Source organism: Nocardia sp. NPDC060220, assembly GCF_042727815.1.
In the GTDB taxonomy this organism is placed as follows: domain Bacteria; phylum Actinomycetota; class Actinomycetes; order Mycobacteriales; family Mycobacteriaceae; genus Nocardia.
This window is the reverse complement of record NZ_JBHWZY010001204.1, coordinates 1-1609: the sequence shown is the minus strand read 5'-3', so window position 1 is coordinate 1609 and position 1609 is coordinate 1. Positions and strand designations below refer to the sequence as shown.

1 protein-coding gene and 2 pseudogenes are annotated in these 1609 nt (G+C 71.2%); all 3 read left to right on the top strand.

Annotated elements, in window-relative coordinates; all coding sequences use genetic code 11:
* Nucleotides 1-356 (top strand): annotated as a pseudogene (locus ACFWF3_RS35300) (ABC transporter substrate-binding protein); the annotation flags it as partial.
* The gene (locus tag ACFWF3_RS35295; protein ID WP_379318464.1) at nt 353-1453 is read left to right on the top strand and encodes an LLM class flavin-dependent oxidoreductase; all 1101 of its coding nucleotides are present in this window, start codon (nt 353-355) and stop codon (nt 1451-1453) included. The pseudogene ACFWF3_RS35300 and the gene ACFWF3_RS35295, both read left to right, overlap by 4 nt.
* Nucleotides 1450-1609, top strand: a pseudogene (locus ACFWF3_RS35290) (alkanesulfonate monooxygenase); the annotation flags it as partial. The gene ACFWF3_RS35295 and the pseudogene ACFWF3_RS35290, both read left to right, overlap by 4 nt.

Here is a 1609-nt window from a genome sequence, read left to right as displayed (position 1 = left end):
CCATCACCGTGCACGCGGACCTGCTGGAATCCCGGCCCGAGGTCGTCGTCGGCTTCCTCGCGCAGAGCCTGCGCGCCGCCGACTGGGCCGCCGGTGATCTCGACGGGGTCCGCGCGGTGTTGCAGCGCGAAACGCTGTCCGGTCCCGACGGCGTCGCCGCGGCCTACGGTGACGAGTTCCATCGCGGCCTGCATCCCTCGCTCACCGCCGAACGCGTCGAACTACTCGGCGTGCAGAAGCAGTTCCTCTACACCCACGGCTTCCTGGCCGCCGATTTCGATCTCGAATCCTGGGTCGCCCCCGAGCCGTTGGCTCGCGCGCGGGAACTCGTCGCCGCCGAGCGGGTGCCCGCATGACCGAGTTCGTGTGGCGGCTGCCCAGCCGCGGCGACGGTCGGCGCGCCGACCCGGGTCTGCGCGGTCGCGGAGGCTTCGGCCTGCCGACACCTCCGCTCGAGACCACCGACGTGCGTCCGGGTCGCTTCGGTCCGTTCGACGATCTCGCCCAGATCGTCGACGCCGCCGAACTGAACGGGTTCGACGGTGTGCTCGCGCCCTACGACCCGCTCGGCGAGGAGTCCTGGATCGTGGCGGCCGCCGCCCTGCGCGCCACCCGCTATACCCGGGTGACGGTCGAATTCCAGCCCGCGTTCGGCACGCCGGTGTACGCGGCCAAGGTGTCGGCGACCCTGCAGCGGCACTCGGCGGGCCGATTGAACTGGCGGTTGGCTGTCGACACCGACGCCGCCGAGGCCCGTTCGCGCGGCGATCGTGTCACCGGCGACGAACGCTACGACCGCGCCGCGGAATTCCTCACCGTCGCGCGTGGGGTCTGGAACGAGAACGAGATCGGCGCAGCGGGATTCGCGGGCACCGGCTTCGACTACGCGGGCCGGTACTACGACGTCATCGACGGGGGATTTCGCGGCATCCTGTCCGGTCTGCCGTTCCCGACCGTCCACCTGAGCGGCACGTCACCCGCCGCGCTGGCCTTGTCGGCCGCGCACGGCGATGTCCATCTGTTCGCCGAGCGGGCCGACGGAATCGCCTCCGCCGTCACCGAACTGGGGGAGCGGGCCGCCGCGGCGCGACGCCGGGTACGGGTCGGTCTGGAGCTGCCGATCATCGCCAGGGAGACCGAGGACGAAGCCTGGGCCAGGGTCCACCGCCAGTGGGACGAGCTCGACCGCCCCGATACCGCCGCCGACCACGCGCTGGGTGATGGACGCTGGGCGGGCTTCGACGCCTTCGGCTACGACCGGAGCATCGGCCTGGTCGGCAGTTACGAGCAGGTGGCGCACCAACTCTCGGCCTACGAGAGTGCCGGAGTGCGGACCTTCGTGCTGTCCGGCCACCCGAACATCGAGGAAATCCACCGCGCGGGCGAACACCTGCTGTTCCTCGCCGACCCGGCAGGCCGCACCCTCCCCACCGCGCAGGAGCTCACCGCATGACCATCGACGTCTACTGGCGCATCGGCATGGAAGGCGACCACGCCTCCCTGCGCACCCCGCGCCGCTACAACCGGGGCAACGCGGGCGGCTACGGGCCCGGAAATATCGCACCGGCCATCCGCGACGGCGCACTCGATCAGTACAGCTATCTCGACC